This window comes from Streptomyces sp. NPDC021115 (assembly GCF_044333065.1).
In the GTDB taxonomy this organism is placed as follows: domain Bacteria; phylum Actinomycetota; class Actinomycetes; order Streptomycetales; family Streptomycetaceae; genus Streptomyces.
On the sequence record NZ_JBIRQF010000006.1, the window covers coordinates 31,599 to 51,797 of the forward strand.

General features: G+C 73.5%; 1 protein-coding gene. It reads left to right on the forward strand.

Going from position 1 to position 20,199, the window contains the following annotated elements:
- The first annotated feature begins 20 nt into the window (after window positions 1-20).
- Window positions 21-20,156 (forward strand): type I polyketide synthase, encoded by a 20,136-nt coding sequence (locus ACH4TL_RS20500; RefSeq protein WP_398329210.1) that lies wholly within the window; start codon window positions 21-23, stop codon window positions 20,154-20,156.
- Window positions 20,157-20,199: the final 43 nt, after the last annotated feature.

Below are 20,199 nucleotides of genomic sequence, written 5' to 3' on the forward strand. Positions count from 1 at the left end.
CCCAAAGCACGGAGTACACGATGACAACCCCCAACGACAAACTCGTTGACGCGCTGCGGGCCTCGCTGAAGGAAACCGAGCGGCTGCGCCGACAGAACCAGCAGCTCACCGACGCGTCCCGGGAACCGATCGCGATCGTCGGCATGAGCTGCCGGTTCCCCGGCGGCGTCGGCAGCCCCGAGGAGCTGTGGCAGCTCGTCGCGGGCGGTCAGGACGCCATCTCGGGATTCCCCGCCGACCGCGGCTGGGACATGGAGGCGCTGTACGACCCGGACCCGGAGCGCGCGGGCACCTTCTACGCCCGTGGCGGCGGCTTCCTGTACGACGCTGCGGAGTTCGACCCGGCGTTCTTCGGGATCTCGCCGCGTGAGGCGATGGCGATGGATCCGCAGCAGCGGCTGCTGCTGGAGACGTCGTGGGAGGCGTTCGAGCGGGCCGGGATCGACCCGGCGACGGTGCGGGGCAGCCGGACCGGTGTCTTCGTGGGCGCCTCGACGCAGGCGTACGGGGCGGGCGGGTACGACCTGCCGGAGGGCGTCGAGGGGCATCTGCTGACGGGCACCGCCGCCAGTGTCGCGTCCGGGCGGCTCTCGTACACCCTGGGTCTTGAGGGCCCGGCGGCCACCATCGACACCGCCTGCTCGTCCTCCTCGGTCGCGCTGCACCTGGCGGTCCAGGCGCTGCGGCAGAGCGAATGTTCGCTCGCCCTGGCGGCGGGCGTGACCGTGCTGTCCACCCCGGACGTGTTCGTGGAGTTCAGCCGCCAGCGCGGACTGTCCGCCGACGGCCGGTGCAAGTCCTTCGCCGCGGCGGCGGACGGCACCGGCTGGTCCGAGGGCGTCGGTGTGCTGCTGGTGGAGCGGCTGTCCGACGCGCGGCGCAACGGCCATCAGGTGCTGGCGGTGGTGCGCGGTTCGGCCGTCAACCAGGACGGTGCGAGCAACGGTCTGACCGCGCCGAACGGTCCCTCCCAGCGGCGCGTCATCCGCCAGGCACTGGAGAGCGCCCGCCTCACCCCCGCCGACGTGGACGCGGTGGAGGCGCACGGTACGGGGACGACGCTGGGCGACCCGATCGAGGCCCAGGCGCTGCTCGCCACGTATGGGCAGGACCGGCCGGAGGGGCGGCCGCTGTGGCTCGGCTCCTTGAAGTCGAACATCGGCCACACCCAGAACGTCGCCGGTATCGGCGGCGTCATCAAGATGGTCATGGCGATGCGGCACGGTGTGCTGCCGCAGACGCTGCACGTGGACGAGCCCACGCCGCACGTCGACTGGTCAGCGGGTGAGGTGTCGCTGCTGACCGAGTCCCGGCCGTGGCCGGAGACCGGCCGTCCGCGCCGCGCGGGTGTCTCGTCGTTCGGCGTGAGCGGGACCAATGTCCACACCATCATCGAGCAGGCGCCGGAGACCGAACCGGCGGCCGAGCAGACCGCCCCCGCCGTGGCGGCCCCCGTCCTGCCGTGGGTGGTGTCGGGACGTGGCGGCGAGGCCACACGCGCCCAGGCCGAACGGCTGCTCACCTTCCTGCGGAACCCCGCGGACGGGGCCACCCCGCCCGGCGTCCCCGACATCGCCTACTCGCTGGCCACGACCCGGGCGGCGTTCGAGCACCGCGCGGTGATCGTCGCGGGCGACCGGGACGGTTTCCTGACTCGGCTCGAGGCCCTGGCCGCCGACCAGCCGGCGGCGGGCCTGATCCAGGGCTCGCCGGTGACCGGAAAGCTCGCCTTCCTCTTCACGGGGCAGGGGAGCCAGCGGCTGGGGATGGGCCGTGAGCTGTACGAGGCGTATCCGGTGTTCGCCGAGGTGCTGGACGCGGTGTGCGCGGAGCTGGACGCTCATCTGGAACGGCCTTTGAAGGGTGTGCTGTTCGGGGATGACGTCGCTGTCCTGGATCAGACCGGATTTACTCAGCCTGCGCTGTTCGCGGTCGAGGTGGCGCTGTTCCGGCTGGCGGAGGCGTGGGGTCTGCGGCCCGACTTCCTCTCCGGCCACTCCATCGGTGAGATCGCCGCTGCCCATGTGGCGGGTGTGTTCTCGCTCGCGGACGCGGCCAAGCTGGTGGCGGCCCGTGGCCGGTTGATGCAGGAGCTGCCTGCTGGCGGCGCGATGATGGCCGTCCAGGCGTCGGAGGACGAGGTGGCGCCGCTCCTCACCGAGCGCGTCAGCATCGCCGCTGTGAACGGCCCGACATCGGTCGTGATCGCGGGCGACGAGGATGCCGCTGTCGCGATCGCGGCGGGCTTCGAGGCGCAGGGGCGGAAGACCAAGCGGCTCACCGTCAGCCACGCCTTCCACTCGCCCCGCATGGACGGGATGCTGGACGCGTTCCGCGAGGTCGCGCGGGGGCTGTCGTACGAGGCCCCGAGCATCCCGATCGTGTCGAACCTGACCGGTGCCGTGGTCTCCGCTGAGGAGATCACGACGGCCGACTTCTGGGTGCGCCACGTCCGCGAGGCCGTCCGTTTCCTCGATGGCGTGCGGACGTTGGAAGCTCAGGGCGTCACCACCTACGTGGAGCTGGGCCCGGACGGTGTGCTCACCGCCATGGCGCAGGACTGTCTCACCGAGGGCGACGCGGCCTTCGCCGCCACCTGCCGCAAGGACCGTCCCGAGGCCGAGACCGTCACCGCCGCGCTCGCGCAGGCGTATGTGCGGGGTGCCGAGGTGGACTGGGCCGCGTACTTCGCCGGGACCGGCGCGCACCGCGTCGACTTGCCCACGTACGCCTTCCAGCACCGCCGGTACTGGCTCGAGGCCCCTCCGGAGGCGGCGGAGTCGATAGCCCCGGCCGTCAACGTGGTCGAAGGACGCTTCTGGGAGGCGGTGGAACGCGGCGACTGGGAAGCGCTCGCAGGCGAACTGCGGGTCGAGGGCGATCAGCCGCTGAGCGCGGTGCTGCCCGCCCTGTCGTCGTGGCGTCGTGAACAGCAGGAACTGTCCACGGTCGACGGTCGTCTCTACAACGTCGTCTGGAGGCCCCAGGCCCGCCTTCGGGGTGGTTCGTCGGAGACGGCCGCCCTCACGGGCACCTGGCTGCTGGCGGTCCCGGCGGGCCGCGAGGACGACGCCTGGGTTGCCGCGGTGGCCGACGATCTGGCGCGGCGTGGGGTGCGGGTCGTACGGGCCGAGCTGGACGCGGCCGATGCCGATGTGGAACTGCTCGCCGACCGACTCGCGTCGGTGGCGGCCGAGGGCCCGGTGGCCGGGGTCCTGTCGTTGCTGGGGCTGGACGAGCGCCCGCATCCGGACCATCCGGCGGTGCCGGTCGGTCTCGCGTTGACCGGTGCGCTGGTCGAAGGGCTGGATCAGCAGGACGCCTATGCCTCGGCGCGGGTGTGGTCGGTGACCCGGGGTGCGGTCTCGACCGGTGGCGCGGACCGGCTCGACAGCCTGACGCAGGCGCAGCTCTGGGGCTTCGGCCGGGCCGTGGGCCTGGGGTGGCCCGAGCGGTGGGGCGGTCTGGTCGATCTGCCGGAGTCGCTGGACGGGCGTGCGCTGGACCGGCTCGCGGGTGTGCTCACCGGGGTGAGCGGCGAGGATCAGGTGGCGATCCGCGCTGCCGGGGTCTTCGTACGGCGTGCGGTGCGCGCGCCGCGGGACGTGGCCTCCGCCGAGCCGTGGACGCCGCGTGGCACGGTGCTGGTGACCGGCGGTACGGGCGCGTTGGGACAGCATGTGGCCCGTTGGCTGGCCCGGAACGGCGCGGAGCGGCTGGTGCTGCTCAGCCGCCGTGGCCCCGAGGCCCCGGGGGCGGCCGAGTTCGTGGCCGAGCTGTCCGGGACCGGCACCGTCGTGGACGTCGAGGCGTGCGATGTGGCCGACCGTGCGGCGCTGCAAGCGCTGGTGGAACGGCTTGCGGCGGACGGTGCGCCGGTGCGGGCCGTGGTGCACGCGGCCGGTGTCTCCCAGGAGCCCGGCACCGACGGGGACCTGGCGGAGCTGGCCCGCGTCGTGGAGGCGAAGACGGCCGGGGCGATCCACCTCGACAGCATCTTCGACGAGTCGTCCGACCCCCTGGACGCCTTCGTCCTCTTCTCCTCCATCTCCGGGATCTGGGGCAGCGGCGGCCAGGGCGCGTACTCCGCTGGCAACGCGTTCCTGGACGCGCTGGCCGAGCGGCGCCGGGCGCGTGGCCTGCCCGCCACCGCCGTGGCCTGGGGCCCGTGGGCGGACGGCGGTATGGCCGCCGAGGGCGACGCCGAGGAGCAGCTGCGCCGCCGTGGCCTGCGGGTGATGGCGCCGGACCTGAACCTGACCGCTCTCCAGCGGGCGCTGTCCCGCCCGGAGGCCGTCGTGACGGTGGCGGATGTCGACTGGGAGCTCTTCCAGTCCACGTTCACCGCGGTCCGGCCGAGCCCGTTGCTGACCGAGCTGGCGCCGGTGCCGGACGACGGCGGACGCGATTCCGGCGGGCGTGGTGCGGGCGGTGCCGAGTCGGCTTCCGCGCTGGCGGAGCGGCTGCTCGGGCTGCCCGAAGCGGAGCGGAAGCGGGTGCTGCTGGATCTGGTGCGTACGCATGTCGCGGGCGTCCTGGGCCATGCCGATGTGGCGGAGGTCAGCGCCGAGCGGGCGTTCCGGGAGATCGGCTTTGACTCGCTGACCGCGGTGGAGCTGCGCAACGGTCTGAACGCGGCCACTGAACTGCGGCTTCCCGCCACGCTCATCTACGACTACCCGAACCCGATCGCCCTGGCCGATCACCTGTTCACCGAGCTTCTCGGCGGGCGTGCGGCCGGTGTCGAGGGCCCGGTGGTGGCCGGGTCCGTGGTGACCGATGACGAGCCGATCGCCATCGTGGCGATGAGCTGCCGGTTCCCGGGCGGTGTGAACACCCCCGAGGAGCTGTGGCAGCTGCTCATGTCCGGTACGGACGCGATCTCGGGCATGCCCGCGGACCGGGGCTGGGACCTGGAGGCGCTGTACCACCCGGACCCGGATCAGCCGGGCACCTCGTACGCCCGGGACGGCGGTTTCCTCGACGACGCGGCGGACTTCGACCCCGGCTTCTTCGGCATCTCGCCGCGTGAGGCGCTGGCGATGGATCCGCAGCAGCGGCTGCTGCTGGAGACGTCGTGGGAGGCGTTCGAGCGGGCCGGGATCGACCCGGCGACGCTGCGCGGTTCGGCGGCCGGTGTCTTCGTCGGCACCAATGGCCAGGACTATCTGTCGGTGCTGCTGGGCGGTGAGCAGGACGGCATCGACGGCCATGTGGGTACGGGCAACGCGGCCAGTGTGATCTCGGGCCGACTGGCGTACACCTTCGGTCTGGAGGGCCCGGCCCTCACCATCGACACCGCCTGCTCCTCCTCGTTGGTCGCCCTGCACACGGCGGTCCAGGCGCTGCGGGCCGGTGAGTGCTCGATGGCTCTGGCCGGTGGTGTGACCGTGATGTCCACCCCTGGCGCGTTCATCGAGTTCAGCCGTCAGCGCGGACTCGCGCAGGACGGCCGGGTCAAGGCGTTCGCGGCGAGTGCGGATGGCACGGGGTGGGGTGAGGGCGTCGGCATGCTGCTGGTCGAGCGGCTGTCGGACGCCCGGCGCAACGGCCACCCGGTGCTCGCGGTGGTGCGCGGTACGGCGGTCAATCAGGACGGTGCCTCGAACGGTCTGACGGCGCCCAACGGCCCGTCGCAGCAGCGGGTGATCCGTGCGGCGCTGGCCAACGCGGGTCTGTCGGCCTCCGACGTGGACGTGGTCGAGGCGCACGGTACGGGTACGGCGCTGGGCGACCCGATCGAGGCGCAGGCGCTGCTCGCCACGTACGGCCAGGACCGGGACGCGGACCGGCCGTTGCGGCTGGGGTCGGTGAAGTCGAACCTCGGCCACACGCAGGCGGCCGCGGGCGTTGCCGGTGTGATGAAGGTCGTGCTGGCCATGCGGCACGGTGTGCTGCCGCGGACCCTGCATGTGGATGAGCCGTCGCCGCATGTGGACTGGTCGGCGGGCGACATCGAGTTGCTGTCCGAGAACGAGTTGTGGCCGGAGACCGGACAGCCGCGTCGTGCGGGCGTCTCCTCGTTCGGCTTCAGCGGCACCAATGCGCATGCGGTGTTGGAGCAGGCGCCGGTGGCCGAGGTCGCGTCGGCCGGGTCGGTGACCGGGGAGGCGGACGGTGCGCTGCCGGTGGTCCTCTCGGGCAAGACGCCGGAGGCGCTGCGGGCGCAGGCCGAGCGGCTGCGCGATCATCTCGTGGAGGAGGACGGGGTCCGGTTGGTGGACCTCGGTTTCTCCCTGGCCGTCGGCCGGTCGGCGCTCGACGAGCGGGCGGCGCTGGTCGCGGAGGACCGGGACGGTCTGCTGGCCGGTCTGGAGGCGCTGGCGCGTGGTGAGTCGGCGGCCGGGCTGGTCCAGGGGTCGGCGACCGGTGGCCGGGTGGCGTTCCTGTTCACGGGTCAGGGCAGTCAGCGGCTGGGGATGGGCCGTGAGCTGTACGAGGCGTATCCGGTGTTCGCGGACGCGCTGGACGAGGTGTGCGCGGAGCTGGACGCTCATCTGGCGCGGCCGCTGCGGGATGTGCTGTTCGGGGACGACTCCGAGGCGCTGGACCGGACCGGTTTCACCCAGCCCGCGCTGTTCGCCATCGAGGTGGCGCTGTTCCGGCTGGTGGAGACGTGGGGCCTGACGCCGGACTTCCTCTCCGGGCACTCCATCGGTGAGCTGGCTGCCGCGCATGTGGCGGGTGTGCTCTCGCTGACGGACGCCGCGAAGCTGGTGGCCGCGCGTGGCCGTCTGATGCAGGAACTCCCGGCCGGTGGCGCGATGATCGCCGTCCAGGCGTCCGAGGACGAGGTCAAGCCGCTGCTCACCGAGCGCGTGAGCATCGCCGCGGTGAATGGCCCGACGTCGGTGGTCATCGCGGGTGACGAGGACGCGGCTGTCGCGGTCGCGACGGGCTTTGAGCAGCAGGGTCGTAAGACCAAGCGGCTCACCGTGAGCCACGCGTTCCACTCCCCGCGCATGGACGGCATGTTGGACGCGTTGCGCGAGGTCGCACAGGGGCTGACGTACGAGGCTCCCCTCATCCCCATCGTGTCGAATCTGACCGGTGCCGTGGTGTCCGCCGAGGAGATCACCAGCCCGGATTTCTGGGTGCGCCATGTCCGTGAGGCCGTGCGTTTCCTCGATGGTGTGCGTGCTCTGGAGGCTCAGGGCGTTACCACGTTCGTGGAGCTGGGCCCGGACGGTGTGCTCACCGCGATGGCGCAGGAGTGCGTGACCGGTGAGGACGCGGCGTTCATCACCGCGTTGCGCAAGGACCGTCCCGAGGCCGAGGCGCTGACCACCGCCGTGGCGCGGGCGCATGTCCGTGGCGTCGCGGTGGACTGGACCGCGTTCTACGCCGGTAAGGGTGCGACGCGGGTCGAGCTGCCGACGTACGCGTTCCAGCGGCAGCGGTTCTGGCCGCGGGTGTCGTCGCTGTTCTTCGGCGATGTGGCCGCCGTGGGCCTGGGCGAGGCGGGGCATCCGCTCCTGGCGGCGACCGCCGAGCTGCCGGACGTGGACGGGACGCTGTTCACCGGCCGACTGTCGCTGGCCACTCATCCGTGGCTGGCCGAGCACACCATCCTGGACACGGTTCTGCTGCCGGGCACGGCGCTGGTGGAACTGGCGGTCAGGGCCGGTGACCAGGTGGGGTGCGACCATCTGGAAGAGCTGACGCTGGAAGTGCCGCTGGCCCTGCCCGAACAGGGCGGTGTGCAGCTGCGGCTCGCCGTCGGCGCCGCCGACGACGCGGGGCGGCGGTCGCTGTCGCTGCACTCCCGTCAGGAGGGTCTGTCGGCCGAGGAGCCGTGGACGCGGCACGCCAGTGGTGTGCTGTCGCCCGGTGGCCGACCGGAAGCTTCCTTCGAGTTGAGCGTGTGGCCTCCGGCGGACGCGGTCGAGGTGGAGATCGACGGCCGCTATGAGGGCCTGCGGGACATCGGCTTCGCGTATGGGCCGGTGTTCCAGGGGCTGCGCAGGGCGTGGCAGCGCGACGGTGAGATCTTCGCCGAGGTGACGCTGCCCGAGGACGCGGTGGAGGAGGCGGGCCGGTTCGGTCTGCATCCGGCGCTGCTGGATTCGGCGCTGCACGCCGTGGGGCTCGAAGGGCTGGGCAACACCGATGGAGAGGGGCGGCTGCCCTTCGCGTGGAGCGGGGTGTCGCTGTACGCGAGCGGTGCCGCGGCGCTGCGGGTGCGGCTGACGCCCGCGGGCGGCGACGGGGTGCGGCTGGAGATCGCGGACACGGCCGGGGTGCCGGTTGCCGCGGTGGAGGCGCTGAGGCTGCGTCCGGTTTCGGCCGAGCAGCTGCGGAGCGCGCGTACGGAGCACCACGAATCGCTGTTCCGCCTGGAGTGGACCGAACTGGCGGGTGTGGCCGGTACGGACGGTGGCGACCGGTGGGCGGTGCTGGGCTCCGACGACCTCGTACGTGACGCGGCGGGCGTGGGCGCCGATGTTGCGGCGTACGCCGACCTCGCGGAGCTGACCGCGGCGATCGAGGCCGGTGCGGCCGTACCACGGGTCGTGCTGGCGGCACCGTCCGCACGCGGCGGCACGGACGCGGCAGGTGCCGCGCACCGGGCCGCCGCCGAGGCGCTGGCGCTGGTACGGGCATGGCTGGACGACGAGCGGTTCGCGGACGCGCGGCTTGCGGTGCTGACGTCGGGGGCGCTGGCCACCGAGGCCGGTGAGCCGGTGGCGGACCTGGCGGGCGCCACGGTGCGGGGCCTGCTGCGTTCGGCGCAGTCCGAGAACCCGGACCGCTTCGTCCTCATCGACGTCGACGGCCATCAGGACTCGTCCGCCGCGCTGCCCGCGGCGCTGGACAGCGGCGAGCCGGACATCGCCGTACGGCAGGGGGCGCTCAGGATTCCCCGGCTCGCCCGGGCCACGTCCGGGGCCGACAGCCGCTCCCCGGAGTGGAATCCGGACGGCACGGTGCTGGTCACCGGTGCCGGTGGTTCGCTGGGCGGTCTGTTCGCCCGGCGTCTGGTGGCCGAGCACGGCGTACGGCATCTGCTGCTGGTGAGCCGACGTGGCGAGGCGGCGCCCGGCGCCGCGGAGCTGAGCGCCGAGCTGGCCGAGGCGGGCGCGGAGGTGCGCTGGGCGGCGTGTGACGTGGCGGACCGGGACGCGCTGGCCGAGGTGCTGGCGGCGGTTCCGGCCGGTCATCCGCTGACCGGCGTGGTCCACACCGCCGGTGTGCTGGACGACGGTGTGATCGGGTCCCTGACGCCGGAGCGGCTGGCGGGGGTCCTGCGTCCGAAGGTGGACGCGGCCTGGAATCTGCACGAGCTGACCCAGGACCTGGACCTGACGGCGTTCGTGCTGTTCTCGTCGGTGGCCGCGGTGTTCGGCAGCCCGGGGCAGGGCAACTACGCCGCCGCCAACGCCTTCCTGGACGCGCTGGCGCAGCACCGCGCGGCGCGTGGCCTGCCCGGCACCTCCCTGGCGTGGGGCCTGTGGGCCGGTGGCGGCATGGGCGGCACGCTCGACGAGGCCGACATCGCCCGGATGCGGCGGGCCGGACTTCCCCCGCTGCCCGTGGCGGAGGGCCTGGCGCTGTTCGACACCGCGCTGTCCGTGGGCGAAGCGTCCCTGGTGCCGATGCGCGTGGATCTCCCTGGCCTGCGCACGCAGGCCGCGGCGGGCGCCGTCTCGCCGCTGCTGCGCGGCCTGGTGCGGGTACCGGCGCGGCGTGCGGTGGAAGCCGTCGCCGGGGCGGTCGAGTCGGACCTGACGCGGCGGCTCTCGGGGCTGTCGGAGCCGGAGCAGGAGCGGCTGCTGCTGGACCTGGTCCGTGCGCAGGTGGCGACGGTGCTCGGGTACGCGGGCGCGGAGACCATCGGATCGGCGCGGGCGTTCAAGGAGTTGGGCTTCGACTCGCTGACCGCGGTCGAACTGCGCAACCACCTCAACACGGTGACCGGACTGCGGCTGCCCGCCACCCTGGTCTTCGACTACCCGGACCCGACGGTCCTCGCCCGCCATCTGCGGACCGAGCTGGTGGGCGATCAGGCGGACGAGGGCGCGGCAGCCTTGGTGCCGACCGTGGCCGCCGCCGACGACGACGCGATCGCCATCGTCGGGATGAGCTGCCGCTACCCGGGCGGGGTCACGACCCCCGAGGAGCTGTGGCAGCTCGTCATGGGCTCCGTGGACGCCGTCTCCGACTTCCCGGCCGACCGTGGCTGGGACCTGGAAGGGCTGCTGAGCGACGACCCCGGCACCGCGCGCACCAGCACCACGGGCCAGGGCGGCTTCCTCCACGACGCGGCCGAGTTCGACCCGGACTTCTTCGGGATCTCGCCGCGTGAGGCCCTTGCCATGGACCCGCAGCAGCGGCTGCTGCTGGAGACGTCGTGGGAGGCGTTCGAGCGGGCGGGGATCGACCCGGCGACGGCGCGCGGCAGCAGGACCGGTGTCTTCGCGGGCGTCATGTACCACGACTATCTGTCCCGTCTGAACGCCGTCCCCGAGGGTCTTGAGGGCTATCTGGGCACCGGCTCCGCGGGCAGTGTCGCCTCCGGCCGGGTCGCCTACACCTTCGGGCTCGAAGGCCCGGCGGTCACCATCGACACCGCATGCTCCTCGTCGCTGGTGGCCCTGCACCTGGCCGCGCAGGCGCTGCGCAACGGCGAGTGCTCGCTCGCCCTGGCCGGTGGCGTCACCGTCATGGCCACCCCGGAGACCTTCATCGACTTCAGCCGCCAGGGCGGTCTGTCGACCAGCGGCCGCTGCAAGTCCTTCGCGGCCTCGGCGGACGGCACGGGCTGGGCCGAGGGCGCGGGCATGCTGCTCGTGGAGCGGCTGTCGGACGCGCGCCGCAACGGCCACCCGGTGCTGGCGGTCGTACGCGGCAGCGCCATCAACCAGGACGGCGCGTCGAACGGCCTGACGGCGCCCAACGGCCCGTCCCAGCAGCGCGTCATCCGCGACGCGCTCACCAGCGCCCGGCTCACCACCGCCGATGTCGACGTGATCGAGGCGCACGGTACGGGGACGAAGCTGGGCGACCCGATCGAGGCGCAGGCGCTGCTCGCCACGTACGGCCGTGGGCGGCCGGAGGGGCAGCCGCTGTGGCTGGGCTCCCTCAAGTCGAACATCGGCCACGCCCAGGCGGCGGCCGGTGTCGCGGGCGTCATCAAGATGATCATGGCGATGCGCCACGGGGTGCTGCCGCGGACGCTCCATCTGGACGAGCCCACCCCGCATGTGGACTGGGCGTCGGGCGACGTCGAGCTGCTGGCCGACGCCCGGCCGTGGCCGGAACTCGGCCGACCGCGCCGGGCGGCCGTGTCGTCGTTCGGCGTGAGCGGCACGAACGCGCACACCATCCTGGAGCAGCCCCCGGCCGTGGCAGCGGCCCCGGCTTCCGATGTGGCGCTGCCAACGGTGCCGTGGGTGCTCTCGGGCAAGTCCGGGGCCGCGCTGCGCGGCCAGGCCGCACGGCTTCTGGACCACCTCGGCGCCCATCCCGGCCTGGACGCCACGGACATCGGCTACGCCCTGGCGACCGGCCGGGCGGCGCTGGAGCGGCGCGCGGTGGTCGTCGGCGAGGACCGGGCCGCCGCTCTGGACGCCCTGGCGCGTGGCGAGTCGGCCCCCGGCCTGGTCGAAGGCTCGGTGTCCGAGGGCAAGGTGGCGTTCCTGTTCACGGGGCAGGGCAGCCAGCGGCTCGGGATGGGCCGTGAGCTGTACGACGCGTACCCGGTGTTCGCGGAGGCGCTGGACGCCGTATGCGATGAGCTGGACCGGCACCTCGAACAGCCCTTGAAGACGGTGCTGTTCGGGGACGACGCCTCGGTGCTGGACCGGACCGGTTTCACCCAGCCCGCGCTGTTCGCGGTCGAGGTGGCGCTGTTCCGGCTGGTCGAGGCGTGGGGTGCGCGTGCGGACTTCCTGTCCGGGCACTCCATCGGCGAGATCGCCGCCGCGCATGTGGCGGGCGTGCTGTCGCTTGGCGACGCGGCGAAGCTGGTGGCCGCGCGCGGTCGTCTGATGCAGGAGCTGCCCGCCGGTGGCGCGATGATCGCGGTGCAGGCGTCGGAGGACGAGGTGGCGCCGCTGCTCACCGACCTGGTGAGCATCGCCGCTGTGAATGGCCCGACGTCGGTCGTCATCGCGGGTGACGAGGACGCGGCTGTCGCGATCGCGGCGGGCTTTGAGCAGCAGGGTCGTAAGACCAAGCGGCTCACCGTGAGCCACGCGTTCCACTCGCCCCGCATGGACGGGATGCTGGACGCGTTCCACGAGGTCGCGCAGGGGCTGACCTACGAGGCTCCGCGCATTCCGATCGTGTCGAATCTGACGGGCGCCGTGGTGTCCGCCGAGGAGATCACCAGCCCGGACTTCTGGGTGCGCCATGTCCGTGAGGCCGTGCGCTTCCTCGACGGTGTGCGTGCTCTGGAGGCTCAGGGCGTTACCACGTTCGTGGAGCTGGGCCCGGACGGTGTGCTCACCGCCATGGCGCAGGAGTGCGCGACCGGTGCCGATGCGGCGTTTGTTCCCGCGCTGCGCAAGGGGCGTGCCGAGCCCGAGTCGCTGACCGGTGCGCTGGCAGCCCTCCACACCCGGGGTGTCGCCCTGGACTGGCGGGCCTTCTTCTCCCGTACGGGCCCCGCGCGGGTCGAGCTGCCGACCTACGCCTTCCAGCGGCAGCGCTTCTGGGTGGAGGACCCGGAGGAGGTCCGCGAGGCCGCCGCGGCGATGGATTCCGTGGACGCCCGGTTCTGGGAGGCCGTGGAGCGTGAGGATCTGGAGGCCCTTGCCGGGACGCTCCGGTCCGAGGGCGCGGACGAGCTGTCCTCGCTGGGCGCCGTCCTGCCGATGCTGTCCTCGTGGCGGCGCCGCCAGGGCGAGCGGTCCACCGTGGACGCCTGGCGCTACCAGGTGAGCTGGAAGCCGGTGACGCCGACCCGTGGCGCGGGGACGCTGAGCGGCCGGTGGCTGGTCGTGGCGCCCGCTGACGGGGCGGATGACGTCTGGGCCGAGGGTGTCGTACGGACGCTGTCCGCGCGCGGCGCCGAGGTCCAGCGCGTCGAGCTGACCGCAGGGGACCGCACGGACATGGCCGAGCTGCTGCGCGAGGCGGTCGCCGACGCGCCGGTGGCCGGTGTGTTCGCACTGCCGTCCCTCGCCGGGGGCGCCGACGGACTGCTCCGTACGGCCGCCCTGGCGCAGGCGCTGGGCGACCTGGGCGTGACCGGGCCGCTGTGGGTGGCCACGCGTGGCGCGGTCTCCACCGGCCGGTCCGACGGTCCGGTGGACCCGTGGCAGGCGCGGGTCTGGGGCCTGGGCCGGGTCGCCGCCCTCGAACTGGCCGAACGCTGGGGCGGGCTCGTCGATCTGCCGGAGACGGCGGACGACCGGGCGCTGTCGCGGCTGGCGGGCGTGCTGGCCGGGGGCAACGGCGCCGAGGGCGAGGACCAGGTGGCGGTGCGCGCCTCCGGTGTCTTCGGCCGTCGCCTGACCCGTGCCACCGGGGAGACGCACGGCCGCGAGTGGCGGCCGGGCGCGGGATCCGTGCTGGTCACCGGCGGTACGGGCGCGTTGGGCGCGCACGTGGCCCGCTGGCTGATCGGCAACGGCGCCGAGCACGTGGTGCTCACCAGCCGCCGGGGCCTCGACGCTCCCGGCGCGGCCGAGCTGCGGGACGAACTCACCGCGCAGGGCGCCCGGATCACGGTCGCGGCCTGCGACGCCGCCGACCGTGACGCGCTGGCCGCGCTGGTGGCCGGGCTTCCGGCCGAGCTGCCGCTGACGGCGGTCGTGCACGCGGCCGGTGTGCTGGACGACGGCGTACTGGAGTCGCTGACCCCCGAGCGTTTCGCCACCGTGCTGCGCGCGAAGGCCGACGCGGCCGCCAACCTGCACGAGGTGACGCGGGACCTGGACCTCACCGCCTTCGTCCTCTTCTCCTCGTTCGCCGGTTCCATGGGCGCCGCTGGCCAGGCCAACTACGCCGCCGCGAACGCCTTCCTGGACGCGCTCGCCGAGCGGCGCCGCGCCGAGGGCCTGCCCGCCACCTCGGTGGCGTGGGGCCCGTGGGCCGAGGGCGGTATGGCCGCGGACGACGCGCTGGAGCAGCGCATGCGCCGCGGCGGTGTGCCGCCGATGGCGGCCGACCTGGCCGTCGCAGCGCTCCAGCGGGCCCTTGACCTGGACGAGACGACCGTGATGGTCGCGGACATCGACTGGGCGCGGCTGGCCCCCGGCTTCGCCGCGTCCCGGCCGAGCCCGCTGCTGCGGGACCTGCCCGAGGCGCGTACTGCGCTGGAGGCCGCGGCCGGGCAGACGGCCGGTACCGCTGGCGGCGGCGAGTCCGCGCTCGCGCAGCGGCTCGCGGGCGTTCCGGCGGCGGAGCGCGAGGGCGTCCTGCTGGACCTGGTGCGCTCCGCCGTGGCGGACGTACTGGGCCACGCCGACGCGGAGGCGGTGGAGGCGAGCCGGGCGTTCAGCGAGCTGGGCTTCGACTCGCTGACCGCCGTCGAGCTGCGCAACCGCCTCAACACCGTGACCGGGCTGCGGCTGCCGCCCACCCTGGTCTACGACTACCCGACGTCCTCGGCGCTCGCCGCCCACCTCCGTACGGAGATCCTGGGCGAGGAGGGCGCGGCCGACACCGCCGTCGTCGCCTCCGCCGTTTCCGTGCACGACGATCCGATCGCGATCGTGGGCATGAGCTGCCGCTTCCCCGGCGGGGTGGACTCGCCCGAGGAGCTGTGGCGGCTGCTGTCCACCGGGCAGGACGCGGTGGCGGACTTCCCCGCCGACCGTGGCTGGGACATCGAGTCGCTGTACGACCCGGAGCCGGGCGCCGAGTACGCCACCTACGTCCGCGAAGGCGGATTCCTGGCCGACGCCGGGGACTTCGACGCCGCGTTCTTCGGGATCTCGCCGCGTGAGGCGCTTGCGATGGATCCGCAGCAGCGGTTGCTTCTGGAGACGTCGTGGGAGGCGTTCGAGCGGGCGGGTATCGATCCGACGACGCTGCGCGGCCAGCAGGTCGGCGTGTTCGCCGGTACGAACGGCCAGGACTACCTGTCCCTCGTCCTCAACTCGCAGGACAGCGGCGACGGGTTCATGGGGACGGGCAACGCGGCCAGCGTGTTGTCCGGTCGGGTGTCGTACGCGCTGGGTCTTGAGGGTCCGGCGGTGACGGTGGACACGGCGTGTTCGTCGTCGCTGGTGGCGTTGCACTGGGCGATTCAGGCGTTGCGTGCCGGTGAGTGTTCGTTGGCGTTGGCCGGTGGTGTGACGGTGATGTCGACGCCGGGTTCGTTCGTGGACTTCAGCCGTCAGCGTGGGTTGGCGGCGGACGGCCGTATCAAGGCGTTCGCGGCGGGTGCGGATGGCACCGGCTGGGGCGAGGGCGTCGGGATGCTGCTCGTGGAGCGGCTGTCCGATGCCCGTCGTAACGGGCACACGGTGCTGGCGACGGTGCGTGGCAGCGCGATCAACCAGGACGGCGCGTCGAATGGTCTGACGGCGCCCAACGGTCCGTCGCAGCAGCGTGTCATCCGTCAGGCGCTGGCCGGGGCCGGGCTGACGGCGTCCGAGGTGGACGCGGTCGAGGCCCATGGCACCGGTACGACGCTGGGCGACCCGATCGAGGCGCAGGCGCTGCTGGCCACTTACGGTCAGGACCGCTCCGAGGGCCGGCCGCTGCTGCTCGGCTCCATCAAGTCCAACATCGGCCACACGCAGGCCGCCGCCGGTGTGGCGGGCGTGATGAAGATGGTGCTGGCGTTGCAGCACGGCGTGCTGCCGCAGACGCTGCACGTGGACGAGCCGACGCCGCACGTCGACTGGTCCGCCGGTGAGCTGGAGCTGCTGACCGAGGCGCGGGAGTGGCCGGAGACGGGCCGCCTGCGCCGTGCGGGTATCTCCTCGTTCGGCATCAGCGGCACCAACGCCCACACCATCGTCGAGCAGGCCCCGGCCCCGGAGGAGGCACCCGCCGCCGGTCCGGTGGCGGAGCCGCCGACGGTGCCGTGGGTGCTGTCCGGCAAGTCCCGGGCCGCCGTACGGGGTCAGGCCGCACGGCTGCTGGCCCACCTCGGCGGCGACGCCGCACCCACGGACGTGGCCTATTCACTGGCCACGACCCGCACCGCCATGGACCACCGGGCCGTGGTCACCGCCGACGGCGCGGACGGGCTGCTGGCCGGTCTCGCGGCGCTGGCGCGCGGCGAGTCCGAGGTGGCCGGTCTGGTCGAGGGCTCGGTGGCCGGTGGCAAGGTGGCGTTCCTGTTCACGGGGCAGGGCAGCCAGCGGCTCGGCATGGGCCGCGAGCTGTACGAGGCGTACCCGGTCTTCGCGGACGCACTGGACGAGGTGTGCGCCCACTTGGACGCACACCTGGAACGGCCGCTGCGCGATGTCCTGTTCGGGGACGATGCCGCCGCGCTGGATCAGACCGGTTTCACCCAGCCCGCGTTGTTCGCGGTCGAGGTGGCGCTGTTCCGGCTGGTCGAAGCGTGGGGTGTGAAGGCGGACTTCCTGTCCGGGCATTCCATAGGCGAGTTGGCCGCCGCGCATGTGGCCGGGGTGCTGTCCCTCGCCGACGCGGCGAAGTTGGTGGCCGCGCGCGGGCGTCTCATGCAGGAGCTGCCCGCCGGTGGCGCGATGATCGCCGTGCAGGCGTCCGAGGACGAGGTGGTGCCGCTGCTCACCGAGCGCGTCAGCATCGCCGCCCTCAACGGGCCGACCTCGGTGGTCATCGCGGGTGACGAGGATGACGCCGTGCAGATCGCGGCGTTCTTCGAGGCGCAGGGCCACAAGACCAAGCGCCTCACGGTCAGCCACGCCTTCCACTCGCCCCGCATGGACGACATGCTGGAAGCGTTCCGCGAGGTCGCGCAGTTGCTGATCTACGAGGCCCCGAGCATCCCGATCGTCTCCAACCTCACCGGGGACATCGTCTCCGCCGAGGAGATCGCCAGCCCGGACTTCTGGGTGCGGCACGTCCGCGAGGCGGTCCGCTTCCTCGACGGTGTGCGCACGCTCGAAGCGCAGGGCGTCACCACGTACGTCGAGCTGGGCCCCGACGGGGTGCTCACCGCCATGGCGCAGGAGTGCGTGACCGGCGACGACGAGGCCGCCTTCGTCTCGGTCTGCCGCAAGGACCGCCCCGAGGCCGAGGCGCTGACGACGGCCCTCGCACGGGCGCATGTCCGTGGCGTGGCGCTCGACTGGGAGGCGTACTTCGCCGGTACGGGCGCGCGAAAGGTCGGCCTGCCGACGTACGCGTTCCAGCGCAGCCGCTACTGGGTCGACGCGCTGCTCACCCTGGACGAGGTGGCCTCGGCCGGGCTCGGCTCGGCCGGTCATCCGCTGCTGGGTGCGGCGGTGGAGCTGCCCGACGCGGACGCGTTCCTCTTCTCCGGGCGGCTCGCCCTCGCGTCGCACTCCTGGCTGGCGGACCACACGGTCGCCGATACGGCCGTGCTGCCGGGCTCCGCTTTCGTGGAGCTGGCGGTGCGCGCCGGGGACCAGGTGGGCTGTGACCGGGTCGATGAGCTGGCCCTTGAGGAGCCGCTGACCCTGCCGGAGCGCGGCGGGGTGCAGCTGCGGGTGTCGGTCGGTGAACCCGACGGTGAGGGGCGCCGCCCGCTGGCGGTGTACTCGCGCCCGGAGGGTGCGGAGTCCGACCAGCCGTGGACGCGGCACGCCGGTGGTGTTCTCGGAACGGCCGAGGGCCACGCCGCCGCCGAAGCGGGCGCGTTCGCCGTATGGCCGCCCGCCGACGCCGAACCGGTCGACACCGGCGCCCTGTACGCGGACATGGCCCGCGCCGGGCTGCTGCACGGCCCGGCGTTCCAGAGCCTGCGCCAGGTGTGGCGGCGCGGCGAGGAGCTGTACGCGGAGGTCCGTATCGGCGAGGAGCGGCAGGCGGACGCCGCCCGCTTCGCGCTGCATCCGGCCCTGCTGGACGGTGCGCTCCAGCCGCTGGGGCTGGGCGTGAACGGCGCCGCGGTGGCGGCGTCGTGGCGGGGGCTGAGCCTGTACGCGGTGGGCGCCGAGGCGCTGCGCGTACGGCTCACCCCGGCCGCGGACGGCACGACGCGACTGGTGGCGGCCGACGAGACGGGTGCGCTCGTAGCGTCGGTGGACGCGCTGGCCGCCGAGCCGCTGGACGTGGACCGGATCGCCGGAGCGTCGGCGGCGTCCGGGCGCCGGGACACGTTGTTCCGGGTCGACTGGGCCCCGGTGACGGCGGCTTCGGAAGCACCTGCGGCGGGCTTCGCCGTGGTCGGTGGCGATGACCTCAAGCTGAGCGTCGCCCTCGACGCGGCCGGGCACACCGCCACGGTCCACGACGACCTCGTAGCACTCAACGCTGCGGACGGCACGGCGCCGGACACGGTCCTGGTGCCCTTCCTGCCCGAGACCGGCACCGACCGCGGCAACGGTCTGGTGGCGGACGCCCACGCGGCCACCCACCGGGCCCTCGGCCTGGTCCAGGAGTGGCTGAACGGCGGCAGGCCCGGCGGTGCCCGGCTGGTGCTGGTCACCCGTGGCGCGGTCGCCGCGGCCGGGGACACCGAGGTCATCGACCTGGCGAACGCGCCCGTGTGGGGCCTGCTGCGGTCCGCACAGACCGAGAACCCCGGCCAGTTCGTGCTGCTCGACGTCGACGGCGAGGTGTCGTACCCGGCGATCGCGGCGGCGCTGGACTCGGGCGAGCCCGAGATCGCGCTGCGCGCGGGGGCGGCGTACGCGCCGCGGCTGGCCCGGGTCGAGGCCCCGGCCACCGAGCCGGTACGGGGCGCCATCGACCCCGAGGGCACCGTCCTGATCACCGGCGCCACCGGTGGTCTGGGCAGGCTGGTCGCCCGCCACCTGGCCACCGTCCACGGCGCCCGCCATCTGCTGCTGACCAGCCGGAGCGGCCCCGCCGCCGAGGGCATGGCCGAACTGACGGCGGAACTGGCCGAGTCGGGCGCGGAGGCCACGGTCGTCGCGTGCGACGCGGCCGACCGGGAGGCGCTGGCCGGGCTGCTGGCCGGGATTCCGGCGGAGCGTCCGCTGACGGCCGTGGTGCACACCGCGGGCGTCCTCGACGACGGTGTCATCGACATGCTGACGCCGGAGCGGGTGGACCGCGTGCTGCGGCCGAAGGTCGACGCGGCGGTCAATCTGCACGAGCTGACCCGCGATCTGGACCTGTCCGCGTTCGTGCTCTTCTCGGCCGCGGCCGGGACGATCGGCGGCGCGGGCCAGGGCGGCTACGCGGCGGCGAACGTGTTCCTCGACGCGCTCGCCGGACACCGCCGCGCCACCGGCCGTACCGCGCAGTCCCTCGTATGGGGCATGTGGGCCGAGGAGCGGGGCATGGGCGGCAGGATCGGCGCGGCCGACCTGAAGCGCGCGGCGCGCGGCGGTGTGCTGCCGCTGTCCGCCGAGGAGGGCCTGGCCCTGTTCGACGCGGCCCACGCGGTGCCCGACGCGCCGGTGCTGGTGCCCGTACGGCTGGACCTGGCGGCGCTGCGCGGCGCCGCCTCCGCCGGGGAGCTGCTGCCGCTCTACCGCGGTCTGGTGCGCACCCCGGTGCGGCGGGCCGCCGACAGCGGTGCTCCGGCCGTCGCCCAAGCGGCCGCCGAGGCCGACACCCTGGCGCGGCAGCTGGAGCGGCAGTCGGAGGCCCAGCAGGAGCGGACCGTGCTCGACCTGGTGCGCCGCCAGGTGGCCGCCGTCCTGGGCTATGCGTCGAAGGAGCAAGTGGGCGCCGAGCAGGCGTTCAAGGAGCTGGGCTTCGACTCGCTGACGGCCGTGGAGCTGCGGAACCGGCTCAACGCGGCCACCGGGCTGAAGCTGACGGCGACGCTGGTGTACGACTACCCGACGCCGATGGCGCTCGCCCGGCAGCTGCGCCACGAGGTGGCGCCGGACGCCGCGGACAGCGGAATGTCCCTCGCGGACGAGCTGGAGCGGCTGGAGAACAGCCTGTCCTCGCTGACGCCGCAGGATCTGGCGGCGGTCGCGGGCGACGAGGCCGCGCATGCGAACATCGCGGTGCGCCTGCAGACCCTGCTGGCGAAGTGGCACGACGTGCGTCGCACCGCGGACGACGACGGGCCGGACGCCGAGTCGGACGCGTTCGAAGAGGTCAGCGATGACGAACTCTTCGACTTCATCGACAAGAGGTTCGGCAACGGCTGAACGCGAACGGCACCCCTCCCGGACCCCCGACGATCCAGAGCAC